The organism is Streptomyces musisoli, assembly GCF_016741855.1.
Lineage (GTDB): Bacteria > Actinomycetota > Actinomycetes > Streptomycetales > Streptomycetaceae > Streptomyces > Streptomyces musisoli.
Window position 1 is genome coordinate 67,855 of the sequence record NZ_JAERRH010000004.1, and the last position, 20,979, is coordinate 88,833.

General features: G+C 72.0%; 20 protein-coding genes and 2 pseudogenes. 16 read left to right on the top strand and 6 right to left on the bottom strand.

The window, feature by feature from the left end:
* Positions 1-64 precede the first annotated feature (64 nt).
* From JK361_RS12865 to JK361_RS12880, 4 genes and pseudogenes are all read right to left on the bottom strand, one after another.
* Positions 65-436: pseudogene (locus tag JK361_RS12865) on the bottom strand (condensation domain-containing protein); the annotation flags it as partial.
* 370 nt (positions 437-806) lie between these two features.
* Complete coding sequence (locus tag JK361_RS12870) at positions 807-1,799, bottom strand: isopenicillin N synthase family dioxygenase (RefSeq protein ID WP_201816372.1); 993 nt, start codon at positions 1,797-1,799, stop codon at positions 807-809.
* Positions 1,792-2,241 carry a nucleoside deaminase gene (locus tag JK361_RS12875; protein WP_201816375.1) on the bottom strand — a complete coding sequence of 150 codons (450 nt, stop codon included), beginning with the start codon at positions 2,239-2,241 and terminating at the stop codon, positions 1,792-1,794. Before JK361_RS12875 ends, JK361_RS12870 begins: the two co-directional genes overlap by 8 nt.
* 68 nt (positions 2,242-2,309) lie before the next feature.
* Positions 2,310-2,570, bottom strand: coding sequence for a hypothetical protein (locus tag JK361_RS12880; protein ID WP_201816377.1), 261 nt, complete (start codon positions 2,568-2,570; stop codon positions 2,310-2,312).
* Between the two features lie 161 nt (positions 2,571-2,731).
* Between JK361_RS12880 and JK361_RS12885 the strand changes: the two genes are divergently transcribed.
* The 11 genes and pseudogenes from JK361_RS12885 to JK361_RS12930 all read left to right on the top strand — a co-directional run bounded on the left by JK361_RS12885 (position 2,732) and on the right by JK361_RS12930 (position 12,545).
* A complete protein-coding gene (locus JK361_RS12885; RefSeq protein ID WP_201816378.1) occupies positions 2,732-4,981 on the top strand; it encodes a hypothetical protein in 2,250 nt (749 codons plus the stop codon).
* 161 nt (positions 4,982-5,142) lie between these two features.
* A pseudogene (locus JK361_RS42620) lies at positions 5,143-5,208 on the top strand (pentapeptide repeat-containing protein); the annotation flags it as partial.
* A 139-nt stretch (positions 5,209-5,347) separates the two neighbouring features.
* Complete coding sequence (locus JK361_RS12890) at positions 5,348-6,805, top strand: menaquinone biosynthesis decarboxylase (protein WP_201816389.1); 1,458 nt, start codon at positions 5,348-5,350, stop codon at positions 6,803-6,805.
* On the top strand, positions 6,802-7,704 hold the full coding sequence (mqnP, locus tag JK361_RS12895; protein WP_201816392.1) for a menaquinone biosynthesis prenyltransferase MqnP: 903 nt from the start codon (positions 6,802-6,804) through the stop codon (positions 7,702-7,704). Before JK361_RS12890 ends, mqnP begins: the two co-directional genes overlap by 4 nt.
* Positions 7,705-7,783: 79 nt before the next feature.
* Positions 7,784-8,434, top strand: coding sequence for a UbiX family flavin prenyltransferase (locus tag JK361_RS12900; RefSeq protein ID WP_201817581.1), 651 nt, complete (start codon positions 7,784-7,786; stop codon positions 8,432-8,434).
* Between the two features lie 48 nt (positions 8,435-8,482).
* Positions 8,483-8,938: an Lrp/AsnC family transcriptional regulator gene (locus tag JK361_RS12905; RefSeq protein ID WP_061928809.1), complete on the top strand. Its 456-nt coding sequence runs from the start codon at positions 8,483-8,485 to the stop codon at positions 8,936-8,938.
* Positions 8,939-8,976: 38 nt separating this feature from the next.
* Positions 8,977-10,140 carry an aminofutalosine synthase MqnE gene (gene mqnE / locus JK361_RS12910; protein ID WP_201816402.1) on the top strand — a complete coding sequence of 388 codons (1,164 nt, stop codon included), beginning with the start codon at positions 8,977-8,979 and terminating at the stop codon, positions 10,138-10,140.
* 157 nt (positions 10,141-10,297) lie between these two features.
* Complete coding sequence (locus JK361_RS12915) at positions 10,298-10,960, top strand: UdgX family uracil-DNA binding protein (protein ID WP_201816414.1); 663 nt, start codon at positions 10,298-10,300, stop codon at positions 10,958-10,960.
* Positions 10,961-10,976: 16 nt separating this feature from the next.
* Positions 10,977-11,501 (top strand): GNAT family N-acetyltransferase, encoded by a 525-nt coding sequence (locus tag JK361_RS12920; protein WP_201816417.1) that lies wholly within the window; start codon positions 10,977-10,979, stop codon positions 11,499-11,501.
* A 75-nt stretch (positions 11,502-11,576) separates the two neighbouring features.
* Positions 11,577-11,885, top strand: coding sequence for a DUF4229 domain-containing protein (locus JK361_RS12925; protein ID WP_201816419.1), 309 nt, complete (start codon positions 11,577-11,579; stop codon positions 11,883-11,885).
* Between the two features lie 9 nt (positions 11,886-11,894).
* On the top strand, positions 11,895-12,545 hold the full coding sequence (locus JK361_RS12930) for a TetR/AcrR family transcriptional regulator (protein WP_201816422.1): 651 nt from the start codon (positions 11,895-11,897) through the stop codon (positions 12,543-12,545).
* Positions 12,546-12,690: 145 nt separating this feature from the next.
* On the opposite strand, the gene JK361_RS41210 is transcribed toward JK361_RS12930, so the two are convergent.
* A complete protein-coding gene (locus JK361_RS41210; RefSeq protein WP_236052906.1) occupies positions 12,691-13,806 on the bottom strand; it encodes a MaoC/PaaZ C-terminal domain-containing protein in 1,116 nt (371 codons plus the stop codon).
* A gap of 295 nt (positions 13,807-14,101) precedes the next feature.
* Between JK361_RS41210 and JK361_RS12945 the strand changes: the two genes are divergently transcribed.
* Complete coding sequence (locus JK361_RS12945; protein WP_201816425.1) at positions 14,102-16,042, top strand: AMP-dependent synthetase/ligase; 1,941 nt, start codon at positions 14,102-14,104, stop codon at positions 16,040-16,042.
* A gap of 354 nt (positions 16,043-16,396) precedes the next feature.
* Positions 16,397-17,293, top strand: coding sequence for a LysR family transcriptional regulator (locus tag JK361_RS12950; protein ID WP_201816427.1), 897 nt, complete (start codon positions 16,397-16,399; stop codon positions 17,291-17,293).
* Here JK361_RS12950 and JK361_RS12955 read toward each other — a convergent pair.
* Positions 17,229-17,708, bottom strand: a complete 480-nt coding sequence (locus tag JK361_RS12955; protein WP_201816430.1) for an ATP-binding protein — start codon at positions 17,706-17,708, stop codon at positions 17,229-17,231. The genes JK361_RS12950 and JK361_RS12955 overlap by 65 nt on opposite strands.
* 107 nt (positions 17,709-17,815) lie before the next feature.
* Here JK361_RS12955 and JK361_RS12960 point away from each other — a divergent pair, with 107 nt between their 5' ends.
* The 3 genes from JK361_RS12960 (at position 17,816) to JK361_RS12970 (ending at position 20,974) form a co-directional block, all read left to right on the top strand.
* Complete coding sequence (locus tag JK361_RS12960; RefSeq protein WP_372448708.1) at positions 17,816-18,673, top strand: helix-turn-helix domain-containing protein; 858 nt, start codon at positions 17,816-17,818, stop codon at positions 18,671-18,673.
* Positions 18,670-18,924, top strand: a complete 255-nt coding sequence (locus JK361_RS12965; protein ID WP_201816433.1) for a DUF397 domain-containing protein — start codon at positions 18,670-18,672, stop codon at positions 18,922-18,924. Before JK361_RS12960 ends, JK361_RS12965 begins: the two co-directional genes overlap by 4 nt.
* A gap of 397 nt (positions 18,925-19,321) precedes the next feature.
* On the top strand, positions 19,322-20,974 hold the full coding sequence (locus JK361_RS12970; protein WP_201816435.1) for a serine/threonine-protein kinase: 1,653 nt from the start codon (positions 19,322-19,324) through the stop codon (positions 20,972-20,974).
* Positions 20,975-20,979: the final 5 nt, after the last annotated feature.

Consider the following 20,979-nt stretch of genomic DNA (forward strand, 5'->3'; position numbering starts at 1 on the left):
CCCCCTCAACAGCAGTGTAGAAAGGGAGAGTTGCTTCGGACCAGGGCCCGTGGTGACCGTTGTGTCACGAAACCGCGGGGAGGCTCCCGTGGGCCACCGAGGCGATCCGGTCCCGCAGCCGCTCGACGTACAGCCGCATGTTCTTCGCCGCGACGTCCGTGTCCGGATGCCGGCTCGCCAGCCACAGCCCCTCGGGCAGCCGGTTCACCCACACGCACACCTGGTCCCCGTACGACACCCGGAGCAGCCCGTACGCCTTCAGCTCCGCCCACCGCTCGGCGCCGGCCGTGGCGCGGGTGTCCACGTAGGACACGATCGAGTACAGGTCCGGGGAGGTCGGCCGGAAGTCCGCGCCGAGCAGGTCCAGCACCCGGGGCAGCGGCATCCGGGCCAGCGACCGGTTCGCCTGCAGCTCGGCCCGTACCGCCCGCAGGGCCTCCTGGCCGCTGCGGCGGCACACTGCCGGGGTTCCCGGTCGGCCTGGGGCTGGCCCCGGGCGGCCCGCTGCCCCGGCAGCGGATGCTGTGCGAGCCGCTGACGGACGCGGCCCTGGATGTAGGCGGGCCGCCGGGAGTCGTCCGGGAGCGCCGCCGCGGCCGCGACGGTCGCGGGGCTCAGCGTCCACTCGACGAGCCGTCCCGGCCGGACCTCGCAGCGCTGGATGTCAGTGATTCGCACGCGTCTCCCATCGCAGAAGGGGGCCCTGGATACGGGCCCCCCTTCAAGGCAATGCCGTGGGACGCGGCCGGGACATGCCCGTCCGGTTCATTTCAACGGAACGGGTGGCGGGCCGAACGCGGAAGTGATTAACCGTCGGTGACCGGGCCGGGGAGCCGGTCGACGGCGATCGAGTCGAGCTTCTCGCGCAGGTACACGTGCGAGTCGACGGGCGGGTACGCCACCCGCCCCACGGGCGCCGGCACGGACTCCACCAGCGTGCCCGGGGTGCACTCGCCGAAGTAGACGAGGGACATCAGCTCCTCGGCGGGCGCGTCCACGGGCGGCGGCAGCACCCGGTGCCGCCCCGACCGCCACCGGTCCCCGGTCCAGCGGGCCAGCAGGTCACCGATGTTGACGGTGAACGCGGCCGGATCGTACGGGGCGTCCGCCCAGCCGCTCTCGTCGGTGTACACCTGGAGGCCGCCCTTGCCGGCCTGCCGGTCCAGGATGGTGACGGTCCCGAAGTCGGTGTGCGGCCCGATCCGGTACTGGCCCGGCCGCGGCTCCCCGACGACCTCCGTCCCCGGATACCAGTTGATGTTGAAGCCGTACGTCGGATGGTCCATGTGCCGGGAGAAGAAGTCGGTTCCCAGCCCGAGGGCGCAGCCCAGCAGGGACAGCAGCTCCTTCTCCAGCGCGGCCATCCGGCGCAGGTACTCCTCGCACAGCCCGCGCAGCTCCGGGACCTCCGCGGGCCAGACGTTGGGCGCGTACCACTCGGCGTTGACCACCGGGTCCTCGAACGGCTCGTCGGTCGCGAAGGTGAGCGACTCCTTCAGGTCCGGCGGGGTCTCGGTGCCCTCCGCGTACCCGTTGGCCTCGGCGCCGGGGCCGAGCCAGCCGCGTCCGCCGACCCTCGCCGCGTACCGCTGCTTGACCTCGGCGGGCAGCAGGAAGAACGCGCGGGCGGCCGACCGGATCCCGGCCCGCAGCCCGGGCTCCACCCCGTGCCCGGTGACCAGCAGGAACCCGGCGGACCTAAGGGCCCGGTCGACGGTGACGGCGAGAGCGGCGCGCATCTTTGCATCGCCCGAGAGCCAGGGGCGCAGGTCGACGGTGGGGATGGGGGAGTCACTCACCGATGTCCTCGTTCCACAGAGCAGGGTCGTTCTCGATGAAGGCGCGCATCAACTCCACGCACCCGGGATCCTCCAGCAGCACGATCTCCACGCCGTGCCCGGCGAGCCAGTCGTGGCCGCCGCGGAAGGTGACGGCCTCGCCGATCACCACCCGGGAGATGCCGAACTGGCGGACCAGGCCGCTGCAGTACCAGCAGGGCGAAAGCGTGGTCACCATGGTCGTGCCGCGATACGTCCGCTGCCGTCCCGCCGCCCGGAAGGCGGCCGTCTCCGCGTGCATCGAGGGGTCGTCGTCCTGGACACGGCGGTTGTGGCCGCGGCCGAGCAGTGTGCCGTCGGGGCCGTAGAGGGCCGCGCCGATCGGGATGCCGCCCTCGGCGAGCCCGGTGCGCGCCTCGGCGACGGCGGTGGCGAGCCAGGCACGGGCCTGTTCCTGATCCATGCGTTCACTGTTCCCCGCGGGGGGCACCGGGGCAACGCGTGACCCCCACGGCAGTACAGGACCACGCGTCAGCGCTCCCCGGGGCCACCGGGTCCGTGCCCGTCCTCCGCGGAGCCGTGGCTTCCTATCCCGCGGGGCCCGGGGGACCGGTCGGCGCCGCCGCCGGGCACGGCCGGCTCGGCGCGCTCCTTGGAGGCGGACCGTCGCTTGGCGTACCGCCACGCCGCGGCCGCGGCGGCCATCAGGGCCGCCGTCGTCAGCTGGGCGGGCAGCTCTGTGAGCAGGCCGTGTGCGACGAGCGACAGTACGTGGTTGAGTTGATCCGTCATGAGGGACTCCTCGAGATCGGTGAGACGGGCGTCCTGTGAGCCGCGGGCGGCTGCGGACGGCCCGTCGAGCGACACACCCAGCGTGCTGAGCGGCCGGTCTCGTCTCCACTAGTCCAGGCAGTCCCGTGTACAAGTCCGGACAAGTACGGGGCCGTCAGCGCGTGAGTGGGCGAAAAGACGACGAAGAACGGGGCGTCGGGGCGGGCAGGGGGCGCCGGACCCGTCCGTGGGCACGGCTGCGCGGACCCTCGGAGGAGGCCGACCGGCTCGCGGTGGAGCTGCGCGGGTGGCTGGACGCGGCCGGTCTCCGACTCGACGATCTGATGGGGGAGTTGACCCCCGATCACTTCGAGAGCGAGACCGTTCCGTCCCGTACGACGGTCGCTGACCGGCTGGCCGGGGTGAACCTCGGATGGGACTTCGTGGAGGCGGTGGCCGACGTCTGCTCCCGGGACACGGCCGAGCGCGAGCGGTGGACGGCCGCGGCGCGACCGCTCTTCGAGGCGGCCGAGCGGGCGAAGCGGTCCGGTGCGCGGCCGCACGGCGGAAAACGGCGCGGCGGCGGTGCCACGGCTCCCGACGCGGCCGCCGACGAAGCCGCCCTGGCGGCGGAACTCGTCGGCGTGCAACGGCAGTCGCTGGCACTGTCGGACCAGCTCTTCCGGGCGTTGCAGCGGGCCGCCGAACTGGAGAAGGCGCGCAACGACGCGAACCACATGGTGCTGATCCTGCTGACCCTCGTCGACAAGCTCCAGCGCGACATCCGCACGCTGACCGCGCAACGGGACCGCGCGCACGCCCGGTCGGCGGGGTCGGACGACGTCGAGCGCCTCCAGGAGCGGCTTCAGCGCAGCGAGACGCAGCGCACGCAGGCCGAGAGCGAACTCGCGCGGGCCCGCGCCGAGCGGGAGAAGGCGGACCGGCTCGCGGAGCAGCAGGCCGAGCAGGTGCGGCAGCTCGCCGACGAACTCGCCCGCCTGCGCAGCGTCCACCACGGTCCGGGGGCCGGTCCGGACACCGCCGGCGAGGAGGGCCTGCCGGTACCGGCAGGGGAGCCGCAGACGGTCGAGGCGGACGACGTGGAGACGGCGCTGGAGAAGGCCTCGCGCATCCTGGACAACGGTGCCGAGCGCCTGGACCGGCTGGCGGAGGAGATCCAGGAGCAGTCCGACGAGTTGTCCGGCCCGGACAACTCCGGGAGCAGCGCCGGGGCCGTGCCGGACACGACGGACAACCGGCCGGCCACCGCACCGCAGGCCGGACCGCGGAAGCCGGCGGACAACTCCCCGGACAAACCGGGGGGCCGGACGGAGGAGGCCGACCGCCCGGACGGTCCGGGGGATCGCGGGGACGGTGTGGGGGATCGCGGGGACGGTTCGGGCGACCGCGGGGACGGTGTGGGGGATCGCGGGGACGGTTCGGGGGATCGCGGGGACGGTTCGGGGGATCGCGGAGACGGTGCAGGGGATCGCGGGGACGCCCCACGGGAACGTGCCGCGGGGCCAGGGGACCGGGGCGTGGGTCCGGAGGGTCGTGCGGCCGGACCAGGGGACCGGGGCGTGGGTCCGGACGGCCGTGCGGTCGGGCGGGGTGACCGTGCCGAGGGTCCGGAGGGTCGTGAGGACGAGCCGTACGACCCCGACCCGGTCCTCGATCAGCTCACGGACGTGGTGCACCCGGGAAGCGCCCGGTACGAGGCGCTCATCGAACTGATCGGCCGGGACAAGGCCCCGCACACGCTCGTGACCGCCGTCGAGAAACTCCGGGCGGCGGGCGCCTTCGACACGGCCCGGCGCGTGCTGTACCAGGCGGGTGCGGGGCGCCCGAGCCGCAGCCTGCTCGCCTGCCTGGCCCTGCTCCCGCCGGAGGACGCCCGCCTGGTGATGGCGGGCGTCGGAGCCGAACGGCCGGCCGGCCCCCTCAACGAGGTGGTCGTGGCGCTGCGCGAGGAGGGACACCGGGTGCTGGCCGCAGCCGCCCTGCGGGCCGCCGGCCTGCTGCGCGCCGTCCACAGCCTCCCGTTCCTGCTGTGGCCGATCCGGTTGGGGAGCGCGGACACGGTGCTGATCCTCAAGGGCGTCTGCGAGCGGCCGCCGACGGAGATCGCGGCGGTCTCCCGTCACCTGGCCGCGGTCGGCATGCGCCAGGAGTCGGACTTCCTCGCCGTGATCTCCGCACGCGAGGGGGGAACGGCCGCGGACGGCGAACCGCTCGGCAGGTGGGGGCAGGCCCGCTGGTTCCCCGAGCAACGCCCCCCGTCGGCTCCCGCGTCCCGGCCCACGGCGCGGACCCTGACCACACGCGTCCACATCAAGATCCCCGGCTCCCGGCAGTTGCCGCCCATCGTGGTGCGCAGGCCGCAGACCCCGCCCGGCGACGAAGACCGCCCCCAGGACTCCGGCCCGCGGTAGCGGCCCGCACGATCCGGGGCCGGCCGGCGCGTGACTCCGGGCACCGGCGGGCCGGAGGGCGCTCCCGGGCCGGCCGGGATCATGCCGCGCCTCTCCCCCCGGCTCCTCGGCCGCCGCCCGCGAGCCCGCTCCGTACCCTCACCCCGCCCTGACCCGACCCGACCCGAGCCGATGCGATCCGAGCCGACCTGACCCAAGCCGACCTGACCCGAGCCGACCCGACCTGACCTGACCCGACCCGATCCGATCCGGGCAGACCCGATCCAGACCCGACCCGGCCCGCCCCGCCCACCGCGGTACGCCCCGACACTGCCAGGGCGGGGGTGGGCGCGTGGACAAAGCGGTACGTCGGCGATACTTGGCCCCATGGCTTACGACGATCTTCGCTCCCTGCTGCGGGCGCTGGAGCGCGAGGGAGACCTCAAGCGCATCAAGGCCGAGGTCGACCCTCATCTGGAGGTCGGTGAGATCGTCGACCGGGTGCAGAAGTCCGGCGGCCCGGCACTGCTCTTCGAGAACGTGCGCGGCTCGGACATGCCCCTCGCCATGAACGTGTACGGCACCGACCGCCGCCTGCTGAAGGCGCTGGGCCTGAAGTCGTACGGCGACATCTCCGAGAAGATCGGCGGCCTGCTGCGGCCCGAGCTGCCGCACGGTTTCGTCGGTGTGCGGGAAGCCTTCGGGAAGCTGGGCGCGATGACCCACGTCCCGCCGAAGAAGGTGAAGTCCGACAACGCGCCGGTGCAGGAGGTCGTCCTGCACGGTGACGAGGTCGACCTCGACCGGCTCCCGGCGCTCTTCACCTGGCCCGAGGACGGCGGCTCCTTCTTCAACCTCGGCCTGACCCACACCAAGGACCCCGAGACCGGCATCCGGAACCTCGGCCTGTACCGCCTCCAGCGCCACGACAAGCGCACGATCGGCATGCACTGGCAGATCCACAAGGACAGCCGGAACCACTACCAGGTCGCGGCACGACGAGGCGAGCGCCTCCCGGTCGCCATCGCCTTCGGCTGCCCGCCCGCCGTGACCTATGCCTCGACCGCCCCGCTCCCCGGCGACATCGACGAATACCTGTTCGCCGGGTTCATCGCGGGCAAGCGGATCGAGATGGTCGACTGCAAGACCGTTCCGCTCCAGGTGCCCGCGAACGCGGAGGTCGTCCTGGAGGGCTGGCTGGAGCCGGGCGAGATGCTGCCCGAGGGACCCTTCGGCGACCACACCGGCTTCTACACCCCGCAGGAGCCCTTCCCGGCCCTGAAGATCGACTGCGTGACGATGCGGAGGCGCCCGCTGCTCCAGTCGATCGTCGTCGGCCGCCCGCCGACGGAGGACGGCCCGCTCGGCCGCGCCACGGAACGCTTCTTCCTCCCCCTGCTGAAGATCATCGTCCCGGACATCGTGGACTACCACCTGCCCGAGTCCGGCGGCTTCCACAACTGCGCGATCGTCTCGATCGACAAGAAGTACCCGAAGCACGCGCAGAAGGTGATGCACGCGATCTGGGGGGCGCACATGATGTCCCTCACCAAGCTGATCGTGGTCGTCGACTCCGACTGCGACGTCCACGACCTGCACGAGGTCGCCTGGCGGGCCCTCGGCAACACCGACTACGCCCGCGACCTCACCGTCGTCGAAGGCCCCGTCGACCACCTCGACCACGCCTCCTACCAGCAGTTCTGGGGCGGCAAGGCGGGCATCGACGCCACCCGGAAGTGGCCGGAGGAGGGCTACACCCGCGACGGAGGGTGGCCGGAGATGGTCCTGTCGGACCCGGATACGGCGGCCCTGGTGGACCGCCGCTGGAAGGAGTACGGACTGTGAGCTCAGCGTCCGCCGCCATCCCGCAGCCCGGACGCACCAAGGCGTTCCTGCGCCTGGTGATGATCGAGCACTCGGTCTTCGCGCTCCCCTTCGCGTACATCGCCTCCCTCACGGCGATGTACGAGTGGGACGAGAACATCCACTGGGGCCGCCTGCTCCTGGTCACGGTCTGCATGGTCGGCCTGCGTACGTTCGCGATGGCGGTCAACCGGATCATCGACCGCGAGATCGACGCCCGTAACCCGCGCACGGCCCACCGCGAGCTGGTGACCGGCGCGATGTCCGTGAAGCACGCCTGGACCGGCGCCCTGATCGCCCTGGTGGTCTTCCTCGGCTCCGCGGCCCTGCTCAACCCGCTCTGCCTGGCCCTGGCCCCGGTCGCGGTGATCCCGATGGTGGTCTACCCCTACGGGAAACGGTTCACCAACTTCCCGCAGGCCATCCTGGGCCTCGCCCAGGCCATGGGCCCGATCGGCGGCTGGCTGGCGATCAGCGGCGAGTGGTCCTGGACGGCGGTGATCCTCGGCCTGGCCGTCGGCATCTGGATCGGCGGCTTCGACCTGATCTACGCCTGCCAGGACGTCGAGACCGACCGCGAGATCGGCGTCATGTCGGTCCCGGCCCGCTTCGGCATCCCGGCCGCGATCCGGGGCGCGCGCGTCTGCCACACGGTCACCACGGCCCTGTTCGTCTGGTACGCCCTGGCCACCCACGCCGGCGCGTTCTTCTGGCTGGGTCTGGTGATCGTCGCGGGCGCCTTCGTCTACGAGCACCGCATCGTCCGCCCCCATGACCTGTCCCGCCTCAACAGGGCGTTCTTCTCGGTCAACGGCTTCATCGGCATTGCCCTGTTCGTGTGCGCGCTGCTCGATCTCCTCGTGCGCGGTCTGACTGTCTGAGGGACCGGGCGCCACCCGGCCTGAGGACAGCCGAACTCGCCGGTACGCTCAAGGTGTGAACGCAGGAGAAACGCAGCGCGTGCCTTGGATCGTGGGGGTGTCCGGAGCTTCCGGTACGCCGTACGCGGCTGCCGTGCTGCGGGCGTTGCTGGAGGCGGGGGAAGCGGTGGACCTGGTGGTCAGCCGGGCCTCGCGGCTGACGCTGCTGGACGAGACGGGAATCTCGTTCCGGGACGCCCACTGGCAGGACGACCTGCGGGAATGGCTGGCCCGTGGCGCCGACGGCAAGCCCGGGACCTTCGACGTGGACGTCAGCGGGGTGCGGTACTGGAACGCGGGCGACCTCGCGGCCGGCCCGTCCTCGGGCTCGTATCCGGCCAAGGGGATGCTCATCGTGCCCGCCTCCACCGCCTGCGTGGCCGGTGTGGCGCTCGGGCTGTCCAAGGATCTGCTCCAGCGCGTGGCGAGCGTCACGCTCAAGGAGCGCCGGACGCTGGTCGTGGCCGTACGGGAGACCCCCTTGAACGGCCAGACGCTGCGGCACCTCGTCGCGCTGGACGACGCGGGCGCCACGGTCGTGCCGGCCTCGCCGGCCTTCTACGCGGGAGCCACCCACATCCAGGACCTGGTGGACTTCGTCGCCGGACGGGTGCTGGACGCGGCGGGCGTCGAGCACGGCCTGTACCGGCGGTGGCGGGGCGAACTGGGCGGCGGCACAGCGGGCAAGTAGCAGTACCTCTCATCACTTCAGGAACTTTCACCGGAAGGCTTCGATCGCATGGACGCGGTGGACAGGCAGCTCATCCAGGCCCTGAGGGAGAACGGCCGGGCCTCGTACGCGGAGCTGGGACGCCTTGTCGGCCTGTCGGGCCCCAGCGTCACCGACCGCATCAACCGGCTGGAGGCGGCCGGTGTCATCACCGGCTACCGCGCGACGGTGAACGCGGCCTCGCTCGGTCTCGGCGTGACCGCGCTGATCGGCATCTCGCTCTCCGACGCGGCCGACCACGAGGACGTCGCCCAGCGGCTGCGGGACCTGCCGGAGATCGAGGACTGCTGGTTCATCGCCGGCGACGACTCCTACATGCTCAAGGTGCGCTCGACGGACGTCGACGGCCTGGAGCGGACCATCCGGCGGCTGAGCGGGACCAAGGGCGTCTCGCGGACCCGTACCACCATCGTGCTGTCCACGAAGTGGGAGAACCGGGTCGGAGAGCTGCCGGAAGAGGTCTAGGGATACCGTTGGTCGGGCTGTCGTAGAAAGGTGTTGGCATGGACGTCGGGCTGAGGCGCGAGCTGGAGGAGAAGGTCCGCTCCGGTGAGCGGCTGACCCGCGAGGACGGCATCGCGCTGTACGAGTCGGACGACCTGGCCTGGCTCGGTGGACTCGCCCACGAGGTGCGCACCCGCAAGAACGGTGACGTCGTGCACTTCAACGTCAACCGTCACCTCAACATGACGAACGTGTGCACGGCGTCCTGCGCCTACTGCTCGTTCCAGCGCAAGCCGGGCGAGAAGGACGCGTACACGATGCGCATCGAGGAGGCCGTCAAGCTCGCCAAGGCGATGGAGTCGGAGAACCTCACGGAACTCCACATCGTCAACGGCCTGCACCCGAACCTGCCGTGGCGCTACTACCCGCGTTCCCTGCGGGAGCTGAAGGCCGCCCTGCCGGGCGTCTCGCTGAAGGCGTTCACGGCGACGGAGATCCACCACTTCGAGACGATCTCCGGTCTGTCGGCCTCCGAGATCCTGGACGAGCTGATCGACGCGGGCCTGGAGTCCCTCACCGGCGGCGGCGCGGAGATCTTCGACTGGGAGGTCCGGCAGCACATCGTGGACCACCGCACCCACTGGGAGGACTGGTCCCGGATCCACCGCCTGGCGCACGAGAAGGGTCTGAAGACCCCGTGCACCATGCTGTACGGCCACATCGAGGAGCCGAGGCACCGCGTCGACCACGTTCTGCGTCTGCGTGAGCTCCAGGACGAGACGAACGGCTTCCAGGTCTTCATTCCGTTGCGCTACCAGCACGACTTCGTGGACATGAAGGACGGCAAGGTCCGCAACACGCTTCAGGCCCGGACCCAGATGGCGACGGGCGCGGAGGCGCTGAAGACGTTCGCGGTCTCCCGCCTCCTCTTCGACAACGTGCCGCACGTCAAGGTCTTCTGGGTGATGCACGGCGTGCAGACCGCCCAGCTGGCGCTCCAGCACGGCGCCGACGACATGGACGGCTCGGTCGTCGAGTACAAGATCACTCACGACGCGGACAACTACGGCACGCCGAACAAGCTGACCCGCGAGGACCTGCTGGAACTGATCCGCGACGCCGGCTTCCGCCCCGTGGAGCGCAACACGCGCTACGAGATCATCCGCGAGTACGAGGGCCCCGACCCCTCCCGCCGGGACTCCCCCCAGCCCATGCGACTCTGACGCACGACCGCAACCGGTCCAGCGGACGTCGAGTGGCCCAGCCCCCCAGAGCAGGGGGCTGGCGCAGGCGCGACCAGCCACGACGGACCCGCAGCCGACGGCAGGCCACGCACCCCCCATTCGTTCGTCGGCGCTCACCCCGGGGTACTCGTCCGCCATGCCCACCAAGGCCCCCGAGGACCAGTACACGGCGGAGCCCTTCGTCCCCGACGGCGCCGACCTCTCGGCCCTGCGCCGCGCGGCGGCCGGCTGTCGCGGTTGCCCTCTGCACCGCGACGCCACCCAGACCGTCTTCGGCACCGGAGACCCGCACGCCCGCGTCATGCTCGTCGGCGAGCAACCCGGCGACCAGGAGGACCGCCAGGGCACGCCGTTCGTCGGTCCGGCCGGCAAGCTCCTCGACCGGGCGCTCGCGGAAGCCGGTATCGACCCCGCCGAGTCCTACGTGACCAACGCGGTGAAGCACTTCAAGTTCACCCGGGCCGAACCCGGTAAGCGCCGGATCCACAAGGCACCCAGCCTGCGGGAGATGACGGCCTGCGGGCCCTGGCTGGCCGCCGAGCTGGCGCTGGTGGAGCCGGAACTGATCGTGATCCTCGGCGCCACGGCCGGCAAGGCACTGCTGGGGTCGTCGTTCCGGGTGAGCCAGGTGCGCGGCACCGTGCTGGAGGAGGAGATCCACGGCCGCCCGGAGCGGCTGGTACCCACCGTCCATCCGTCGGCCGTGCTCCGCGCGGACGACCGCGAGCAGGCGTACCGGGGCCTGGTCGGCGATCTGGAGGTGGCCGCACGAGTCCTCGCACGGGAGGCAAGTTCGTAATAGATACACTGGCTCGGTGCCTCTTACCTTCACCCTGGATCCCGCCATCACCCCCGCCCTCCGCGACGGCGTCCTCGAGCTGTGGACCGACGTCTCCAACGCCGGCGGCTCCGTCGGCTTCGTGGCCCCGGTGACCCGCGAGGAGATACGGCCGGAGCTGGTGCGGCACTTCGTACAGATGGCCGAGGGCCGCACCCGCCTGCTCGTCGGCCACGACGAGGACGGCCGGGTGGCCGCGACCGCCTTCCTCACCCACAACAGCCACCGGCTGATGTCCCACTGGATCTGGCTGTACACGGTGATGGTCCACCCCCGGCACCAGGGCCGGGGCTACGGCCGCGACCTGCTCGCCGCCGCCGAGGGCGCGGCCCGCGGAACCGACGGCGTCGAGGCGATCCGGCTGACCTGCCGCGGCGGCCACGGCCTGGAGCGGTTCTACGCCTCCTGCGGCTACAAGGAGGTCGGCCGCGTCCCGGACGCCATCCGGGTCGCGCCCGGCGACGACCGCGACGAGGTCCTCATGCTGCTGTCGCTCGGCTGACCCCCGTGCAAGATCGCCCCGCGGTCGTGCTTCACTGGACGATGACCCCTTTTGGAATCGGACGAGTGGATTGAGATGCTCCGCTACACGCTGATGCGCCTCGGTATCTTCGCGGGCTGCCTCGTGATCGTCTGGGGAGCCGTCTACTCGGGCATCTTCCCGCGCGGCTTCGGCGACTCCAACCTCCTCTGGGTCCTGCTGCTCTCCCTGGTCCTCTCGGCGCCGATCAGCTGGGTGGTGCTGCGCAAGGAGCGGGACAGGGCCTCCGTGCAGATCGTGAACAGGGTCGACCGGATGAAGGCCAACCTCGACGCCAACCGCGGCCAGGAGGACCTGGCCGACGACGCGTCGCGGGCACAGGGCGGGGCCGCCGCGCCCAACTAGTCTTGCCCCATGGGTGCCGTCAAGACCAAACGGATGCCGAGGGCGGTACGGGAGCAGCAGATGCTCGACGCCGCCGTACGGATCTTCGGACAGCGCGGGTACATGGCCGCGTCGATGGACGAGATCGCCGAACTCGCGGGCGTGTCCAAGCCGTTGGTCTACCTGTACCTGAACTCCAAGGAAGACCTCTTCACCGCCTGCATCCGCCGCGAGGCCACCGCGCTCACGGCGGCCGTCCGCGCGGGCGTCCGGCAGGGGCTGCCCGCCGACCGGCAACTGTGGGACGGCCTTCGGGCGTTCTTCGCGCACACCGCAGAGCACCCCGACGGCTGGTCGGTGCTGCACCTCCAGGCCCGTACGCACGGTGAGCCCTTCGCGGCCGAGGTCGCCGCGATGCGCACCGAGATCGTCGCCTTCGTGACCCGGCTGGTCGCGGTGGCGGCCCGGGAGGCGCACCGGGATCCCGGCCTGCCCGAGCACGAGGTGGCCGGGCTGGCCGAGGCGCTGGTCGGTGCCGCCGAGTCGCTCGCCGCCTGGGCCAACGCCACGCCCGGCGTCACCGCCCGGCAGGCCGCGGCCACGCTGATGAACTTCGCCTGGTCCGGTCTCGGCGACCTGATGCGGGGTCACATGTGGGCCCCGCCCGCCGACGAGTCCTGAGGCCCGGTCGGCGACCGCGGTGCTCCCGCAGGTCCGCCATCACCCGCTCGAACCGTTCGCTGCCTACTTCGGCGGGGCGTCGGCTCCCGGTATCGGGCGCACCTCCGCCACATGTCCCATCATCCGTGGCGGCGTACGAGCATGGTCACGCCGGTCGACTGTGCCGAGCGGTACGGGAGTCGCCCCGACGCGGTGACCCGCCCGGGGTCCTCCGGGCGCCGGGCGGTGGCCGGACCTCACCGGACACGTGGAGCCTGCCGTCCGGACCCCGCAGGGCGAAGCGCCCGGTGCCGTCCGCCTCGTAGGCCACCGTGCCCGGCAGCAGCACCGGCGCCCGGAACCGCGCCCGGACCTCGGTCGCGTCGGGTGTCCCGTGGGCGGCCAGGCAGCGGGCCACCGTCCACATGCCGTGCGCGACCGCCCGGGGGAAGCCGAAGAGCCGGGCGGTGAGGGGGTGCAGGTGGATGGGGTTGCGGTCCCCGGATGCGGCACCGTACCGCCGCCCCACGTCCCCGCCGAGCCGCCACTCGGCCGTGGTGGCCGGCGGCAGGCCCCCGCCTCCCGCCGGTGCCTCCCCGAACTGCCCCGCCGGTGCTTCTCCGAGCTGCCCTGCCAGTACCTTCCCGGCCTGCTCCGCCGGTGTCTCTCCGGCCCGACCCGTGCCGGCCGGGCCGGCCGTGCCGGCCTCCGGGAGCCGGGGTGGAGCGCCGTGCGGGCCGCCCTGCGGCTCGGTGCGCCGGACCGGCGGGCGGGGCGACCGCCCGGTGGCGGCCGGACCGTGCCGGGCCAGGTACGTGCTGCGCGACTCCCACACCACGTCACCCCCGAGCCGCAGCCCGGTCACCACCGTCGCCTCCGTACCGCGCCGGTGCTCGGCCAGCCCCTCGACGCGCACCGACAGGTCGTACGCCGCGTCGGCCGGCAGCACGCCCCCGCGGACGATCTCGATCGACGTGTGGACCAGCCCCGGCAGCGGCAGTGGGAAGTCCCGGCCGCTCATCAGCCGCATGGCCAGCGGGAAGCCGAGGACGTGCGGATAGGTGACCGGGAGGTCGGGCTCGCCGGTCGGGAAGCCGCAGACCCGCTCGTAGGCGGCGAGCCGCACCAGGTCCACACGCAGACCGGGCAGCAGGAGCCGGGTGCGGGGGAAGGCCGCGTCCGGGGCCGGCCGTCTGAAAGGTGAGCGCAGGGCGCCCCGGAGCAGCAGCGGGGTCAGCGCCGGTGCCGCGGTGAGGGTGACGGTGTCCGTCGGGCCGGCCATGGGCGACTCCCGCGCGAATCGGGTCCGAATTGCTTACCGGGGAGTAAGGTTACCGGAGGTAAGCCCAGTGCGCACAAGGGGTGACGGAGATCCCGCACGCCCCCGGCCGGCCCGCCCCGGGCCGAAGCTGAACGCCCCTCACCAAACTCCCGAGGCTGCACACCCCCGGCCCCGGACCATCCCCGAACCCGCACAACCCCCTCACAGCGGAGCCGTACGATCACCTGCCTGACCAGCGGTAACCCCTTCTCGACAAGGACCCACCGCGGGGAGACGCACGCCAGAGGAGCCGCCCGTGTCCACGCCGTACCCGAACGCCCCCGTCTCCTCAGACGCCCCCGTCTCCGCCGTCGACTACGACGGCCACCCGGTCCTCGTCGCACCCGAGACCCGGCGGCTGGACGGAGCGGTACGCGAGGCGTACGTGCCGCCGTTCGCACCCCCGGTCAAGCACGGCTCCCTCGCCGACCTTCCCTACGAGAACGCGGAAGCGGCCCCCGACACGGTCGTACTCAGCCGCAAGCTGCCCGGCGGCCGCTGGACGGACGTGACGGCCGCCCGGTTCGCCGCCCAGGTGCAGGCGGTGGCCAAGGGCCTGATCGCCGAAGGCCTGATGCCCGGCGACCGGATCGCCGTCATGGCCCGTACGACCTACGACTGGACGCTCCTCGACTTCGCCGCCTGGGCGGCCGGCCTGGTCACGGTCCCGGTCTACCCCACCTCGTCCGTCTTCCAGACCCGCTGGATCCTGCACGACTCCGGTGCGGTCGCCCTGGTCACGGAGACCGCCGCCCAGGCCGCCGCCGTCGGCCCCGAACTCCCGCACCTGCCCGACCTGCGCCACGTGTGGGTGATGGAGAAGGACCACGTGGCCCGCCTCGCCGACGCGGGCGCACCGGTGCCGGACGGCGAGGTGGACGTACGCCGGGGCATGCTCGGCCCCGACACGCTCGCCACGCTGATCTACACCTCCGGCACCACCGGCCGCCCCAAGGGCTGCGCCCTCTCCCACGGCAACTTCTTCGCCGAGGTCGACAACGCGATCGAACTCCTCCACCCGGTCTTCAAGGCTCAGGGCGAGGAGCCTTCGGTGCTGCTCTTCCTCCCCATGTCCCACGTCTTCGGCCGGATGGTGGCCATCGCCTGCGTCCGCGCCCGGGTCCGCCTCGGCCACGCCCCCAGCCTGGCCCCGGACGACCTCCTCCCGGACCTGGCCGAGTTCCGGCCGACCGCGCTGCTGACCATCCCCTACATGCTGGAGAAGATCTACAACTCGGCCAGGGCGAAGGCGGAGGCGGGCGGCCGGGTGGCGGCCTTCGACCGGGCCGCGGCCGTCGCCCGGCGCTACGGCGAGGCACTTCAGGCCCGGCAGACCGGCACCGGCAGCGGCCCGAGCCGCGCCCTGAAGACACAGCGCACCTTCTACGACCCCCTCGTCTACCGGCGTCTCCGCGCCGCCATGGGGGGCCGCGTCCGCTACGCGATCTGCGGCGGCTCCCCGCTCGGCCGGCGCCTCGCCGCGTTCTACGCGGGCGCGGGCATCGAGATCTTCGAGGGCTACGGGCTCACCGAGACCACCGGCGCGTCGACGGTCACCCCGCCCCTCAAGCCCCGCCTGGGCACGGTCGGCTGGCCGATGCCCGGGACCCGGGTGCGGATCGCGGCGGACGGCGAGATCCTCCTGGCCGGCGACCATGTGCTGCGCGGCTACTGGGACCCGCAGGCGGGCGGAGTGGTGCCCGCGACCCGCGACGGCTGGCTGGCCACCGGTGACATCGGTGAACTCGACGACGAGGGCTATCTGACCATCACCGGCCGCAAGAAGGAGCTGCTGATCACCGCGGGCGGCAAGTCGGTGGCACCGGCCCCGCTGGAGAACTGGCTGCGCCAGCATCCGCTGATCTCCCAGGTGATGCTGGTGGGCGATGGCCGCCCGTACGTCGCCGCCCTCATCACGCTCGACCCCGACGGCATCACCCACTGGCGCCAGATGATCGGCAAGCACCCGGTACCGCCGGAGTTCCTCGTCGACGACGCGGAATTGGCGGCGGTCCTCCAGCGGGCCCTGGACGAGGCGAACAAGCTGGTGTCCCGCCCCGAGTCCATCCGCCGCTTCGCCGTACTACCGGTGGACTTCACGGAGGAGGCAGGCCACCTGACCCCCTCCATGAAGCTGAGACGAGAACAGATCCAACAGGACTTCGAGAAGGAAGTGGAGAGCCTGTACGACCGGTGACCACGCGCCATACCCGACCGCGGAGAAGCCACACCGCCGGCCCGGAGGAGCGGCGGGCACGCGACGGCAGAGATCGGCAGAACTGTTCCTGCGGCCCTCCCGCTGACCAGGCCTTTCGCCACCGGAATTCCGAAAGCCGTGACACACATCTGCCAATCACTATGTGGACCGGTTGGGGTCGGTACCGCGAGGGTCGGCACCCGCTCCTCGCGGGTTCCGCCTCGTCCGGACTCGGCGGGGCGGGGAGCGGGTTGCCGCCTGGGTCGAATGCGGCCCACCTCGATCCTCGTACGGCCCCATAACCCAGTCAATCCTTGGGTTCCCTCGCCAAATCCAAGCGTTAGCTTGGGTGTTGTGACCCTCGACGACCTCCGCGTATTCGTGGCCGTATGCCGCGCGGGCAGCCTGAGTTCGGTCGCCCGCGACCTCGGCTGCACCCAGTCCGCAGTCAGCCAGCACGTCAAACGGCTGGAACGCGAGACAGGCGTCGCACTCCTCGAACGCCGGCCACGCGGCGTCGTCCCGACCCAGGCCGGCCGGATACTGGAAGCCGCCGCGGCCGAGGGCATCTCCGGCCTCGACCTGGCGGTCCGACAGCTGCGCGACCTGGTCGACGGCCACAGCGGCTACGTCCGCGTCGCCACCGGCGCGACCACCGTCCGGCACTTCATGTCCGACGCCGTCGTCACCTTCCGCCGCCGCCACCCCAAGGTCAACCTCGAATTCCACACGGTCAGTTCGGGCCGCGGCAGCTTCGACGCCCTCTCCGACGGCACCCTGGACCTGGCCTGGATCACCATCGGCCCCCCGGTCCGCGGCATCGAGCAGCGCACCGTCGTCGAGCTGCCGTGGCTCCTCGCCGTCCACGCGGCCGACCCCCTGGCCGGCCGCCCGCACCTGGACCCCACGGAACTGGCCGGCACCCGGCTCATCCGGCTCCCGCCGAACTCCACGTCCGCCGCCCACCTCGAAGCGGCGTGCGCGGAGCGGGGCGTACGGTTCGCCCACGAGCCGAGCGTGGCCGACTGGGACACGGCACTGCTGCTGGCCGAGCTGGGCATCGGCAGGGCGGTCGTACCCGCCGTACCCCGCCTTCCGGTCCCCGGTGACGGTCCGTTGCGGCTGGTGCCGCTGCCCGGCCTGCGTCCCCTGCCCGTCGGCTGGGCCGTACGCCGCTGGGACGCGCTCAGCCCGCCGGCCCGGGCCTTCGCGGACACGGTCGTGGAGTGCAGGGTCGCTGCCGCGGGCTGAGCGACAGCTCCACCCAGACGGTCTTGCCGACGTCCCGCTCGGACACGCCCCAGAGCGCGGCCAGTACCTGTACGACGATCAGCCCGCGCCCGCTTTCGTCCTCCAGTCGCCCGTCCAGGAACCGTAGCTTCCGGTCCCCCCGGGCATCGCTCACCTCGATACGCAAGGTGGCCTTCTCCCTCAGCAGGCCGAGCCGCAGCTCGAAGTCCAGGCCCGGGACGCGACCGTGGGTGACTGCGTTGGCGGCGAGTTCGGCGACGACCAGCTGCGCGCTGTGGCTCAGGTCGCCGTCGTGCGGGTATCCCCAGGTGGCCAGCGTGGTGCCGGTCAGCCGACGGGCCAGCCGGGCACCCCGCGGAGTGGCGCTGAGCCGCTGGACGAGTTCGGTTGTGGGGGTGGAGATTTCTACGTTCACGTCACCGAGCGTGCTGACTTCTCCCTACGCTGACCAGGGGAGACCTGGCGACTGTACGTAGTCGTACGGGTGCGATGTGTGTGGCGTACGGGCTGTCGGAGGGTGGCGTGACAGAGGAACGGAGGCCGGAGACCCCGGCGGAGGAGAACGGGTCGGCGGCGGTCTTCGTCGTGCTCGGGAAGCAGCTGAAGTTGCTGCGCGAGCGGGCCGGACTGAATCAGCGGGAGTTCGGCAGTCTGGTGGGGTACGGCCCCGATCTCGTCTCGGCCGTGGAGAGAGGGGTACGGACGCCGAGGCCGGAGTTCCTGCAGAAGGCGGACGAGATCCTCCAGGCAGAGGGCCTGTTCACAGCGGTCATCCCGCAGGTCGAGGAGGCGATGTCCAGGGCGCGTACGCGGCATCCCGAGTGGTATCGGGGTTATGCCGCACTGGAGGCACAGGCCGTTTCCCTGCACGACTACAGCACCATGGGTGTGCTGGGCTTGCTGCAGACCGAGGACTACTCACGCGCGGTGTTCACCCAGCGGCACCCTCCTCTGGACGAGGAAACCATCGAGAAGCGAGTGGCGGACAGACTCTCGCGCCAGCAGATTTTCGAGCAGTGGCCCCCGCCGGAGTTCAGCTTCGTCATGGAACAGGCCGTGCTGGAACGGCCCATCGGGGGGCCGAAAGTACACAAGGAACAGCTTCGTCAGTTACTGCGTATCGGCCGTCTGCGTAACGTGCAGCTACAGGTGATGCCGACAGGCCGACACGAACACCCTGCGCTCGACAACTCGTTCAGCTTGTTGACGCCGAAGGGGAAGGAGCAGGTTGGCTACATGGAGAGTCACGGCTACCCGCGCCTGATCACTAGCAGGGAAGAGGTCCGCATCCTCACTGCTCGCTATGGGATCATCCGGGCGCAAGCCCTCAACCCGCACGAGTCCTTGGACCTGATCGACAGGATGCTGGAAGAGCGATGACCATAGAGCAGTTGAGCTGGTTCAAGAGCAGCCACAGCAGCGGCGAGGGTGGGCAGTGCCTCGAACTCGCATACACCTGGCGCAAGTCCAGCCACAGCGACGGTGAAGGCGGCGATTGCGTAGAGGTCGCCCCTCACCCCGCCGCCATCCACATCCGTGACTCGAAGCGGCCCGCAGCACCGCACCTCACCGTCGGTCCGGCCGCATGGTCGGCCTTTCTTCTGGGGGAGAAGGAACGCCTGCGGGGGTGATTCGCCCTGTGCCTCCGCCGGCTCGCGCCCGGTGCCGGAGCGGGGTGCGAGTCCTGACCGTGATGACAGCTCGGCCGTCCGCTCGGGGCGGCGTCGGTGGAAGTCCTCGGCGACGGTGTCGTAGAAGGTGCGGGCGGCGGTCGGAAACTCTTCGAGGCCGGTCCTGAAGCCCTCGGTGCCGGTCGTGAAGTCCAGGGTGCCGGTCGTGAAGTCCTCGGTGTCGGTCGGGAAGTCCATGGTGCCGGCCGAGAAGTCCTCGGTGCCGGTCCCGAAGTCCTCGGTGCCGACCGGGAAGTCCTCGGTGTCAGTCATGGGCGGGGACCGTGGCGGGGCTCTTCGGCAGCCCCCCTTAGGCTGCTGCCCTTGGCCAAAGCATCACACCGGGGGGTAAGGGCCGATGAACCCTGCGACGGACGTCTTCCAGCCACTCCAGGCGGACGACCCGCCGGTGGTGGCGGGTTACCGGCTCGCCGCCCGGCTGGGCGCGGGCGGCATGGGCCGGGTCTACCTGTCGCACACACGGGGCGGACGGCCGGTCGCGATCAAGGTGGTGCGCCCGGAGCTGGCGGACGACCCCGACTTCCGGCGGCGGTTTTGCCGGGAGGTGAAGGCGGCCCGGCGGGTCCGGGGCGCGTACACCGCCGAGCTGATCGACGCCGATCCGGACGGCGTGCCGCCCTGGCTGGCCACGCTGTACGTGCCCGGCCCGTCGCTGACCGAGGCCGTGACCCGCAGTGGTCCGCTGCCGGTGCCCGCGGTGCTGTGGCTGATGGCGGGCGTGGCGGAGGCGTTGCAGGCCATCCACGCCGAAGGCGTCGTGCACCGGGACCTGAAGCCGTCGAACGTGCTGCTGGCCGCCGACGGGCCCCGCGTGATCGACTTCGGTATCGCGCTGGCCGCGGACGGGACGTCGTACACGGCGACGGGGAGCACGATCGGCACGCCCGCGTTCATGGCTCCGGAGCAGGCCACGGGGGGCGAGGTCACGGCGGCCACCGATGTCTTCGCGCTCGGCCAGACGGCGGCGTTCGCGGCGCTGGGCCGGCCGCTGTACGGCGAGGGTCCTGGCGTCAACGTGCTGTACCGGATCGTGCACTCCGCACCCGGGCTGGCCCTGCTGCCCGAGCCGCTGCGGCCGCTGTTCGCCCGGTGCCTGGCCGCCGACCCCGCCGAGCGGGCCACCCCGGCGGAGATCGTGGAGTGGTGCCGGCAGCGGCTGGGGGCCGACGCCGACGCGGGCGGGGGACCGGCCGTGTGGCGGGAGATCACCGGGCCGGAGGTCGCGGTACCGGCTCCGGTCTCCGAACCGACGCCGGTCCACCCGCAGCCGCCGGTGCCCGCGCCCACCCCGGCGTACCCGCAGGCACGGCACGGGTGGCCGCAGCCGGCGCCGGAGCAGCGCAGGACCCGCAGGCGGCGGGCCGCGCTGATCTCGGCGGCCGGTGTGGTGGGAGGCGCGCTGCTGGTGGGGCTGCTGGCGTGGCAGGTCATGGACCCGAAGGGCCGGTCGGCTGCCCGGGGCGCGGCGGCCGCTTCCACGGCGTCCACGGCCTTTGGCGGGGGAGGGCCCGCACGGTCGTCGGCGTCCTCCCCGGGCTCCTCCTCGGACGCCTCGGGCGCGTCGGAGCAGGGGGCCGGTGACGGTGCGGCCTCGCCCCGGGACCCGCGGCCGGAGGGGTTCCCCCAGGTGCGGCTGGACGCGACGACCTCGCTGAGCCTCACGGACGAGGAGCCCGGCCGGGACGACCGCAAGGGCGACATCCGCTTCGACTGCCGGGCGTCCGGCTGCGAGCTGACGAGCGACAGCGCCGTGCTGATGCAGATGATGGGCGCGCACGGCACCACCCTCGACGAGTGCCGGCTCATGCTCCGCAGTGGCACGTACCACCGCTGGACGCTGGCCGCGGCGGCGGCCGGCAGCGAGTTCTGCATGAAGGACACCGAGGGGAACATCGGGCTGTACGTGATCCAGGTCAAGTCCACCGCGCTGCCGGACGTCGCCTTCCTGACGGGCGATCTGACGGTCTGGCGGGACGCGGCCCGAAGTTGACGAGG

Bases quoted from the DNA above. Each gene is read 5' to 3' on its own strand.
- JK361_RS12970 (WP_201816435.1), top strand. From the start codon at position 19,322: ATGAACCCTGCGACGGACGTCTTCCAGCCACTCCAGGCGGACGACCCG.
- JK361_RS12875 (WP_201816375.1), bottom strand. From the start codon at position 2,241: ATGGATCAGGAACAGGCCCGTGCCTGGCTCGCCACCGCCGTCGCCGAG.
- JK361_RS12880 (WP_201816377.1), bottom strand. From the start codon at position 2,570: ATGACGGATCAACTCAACCACGTACTGTCGCTCGTCGCACACGGCCTG.
- JK361_RS12890 (WP_201816389.1), top strand. From the start codon at position 5,348: ATGGCTTACGACGATCTTCGCTCCCTGCTGCGGGCGCTGGAGCGCGAG.
- JK361_RS12915 (WP_201816414.1), top strand. From the start codon at position 10,298: ATGCCCACCAAGGCCCCCGAGGACCAGTACACGGCGGAGCCCTTCGTC.
- mqnE (WP_201816402.1), top strand. From the start codon at position 8,977: ATGGACGTCGGGCTGAGGCGCGAGCTGGAGGAGAAGGTCCGCTCCGGT.
- JK361_RS12905 (WP_061928809.1), top strand. From the start codon at position 8,483: ATGGACGCGGTGGACAGGCAGCTCATCCAGGCCCTGAGGGAGAACGGC.
- JK361_RS41210 (WP_236052906.1), bottom strand. From the start codon at position 13,806: ATGGCCGGCCCGACGGACACCGTCACCCTCACCGCGGCACCGGCGCTG.
- JK361_RS12925 (WP_201816419.1), top strand. From the start codon at position 11,577: ATGCTCCGCTACACGCTGATGCGCCTCGGTATCTTCGCGGGCTGCCTC.
- JK361_RS12965 (WP_201816433.1), top strand. From the start codon at position 18,670: ATGACCATAGAGCAGTTGAGCTGGTTCAAGAGCAGCCACAGCAGCGGC.
- JK361_RS12930 (WP_201816422.1), top strand. From the start codon at position 11,895: ATGGGTGCCGTCAAGACCAAACGGATGCCGAGGGCGGTACGGGAGCAG.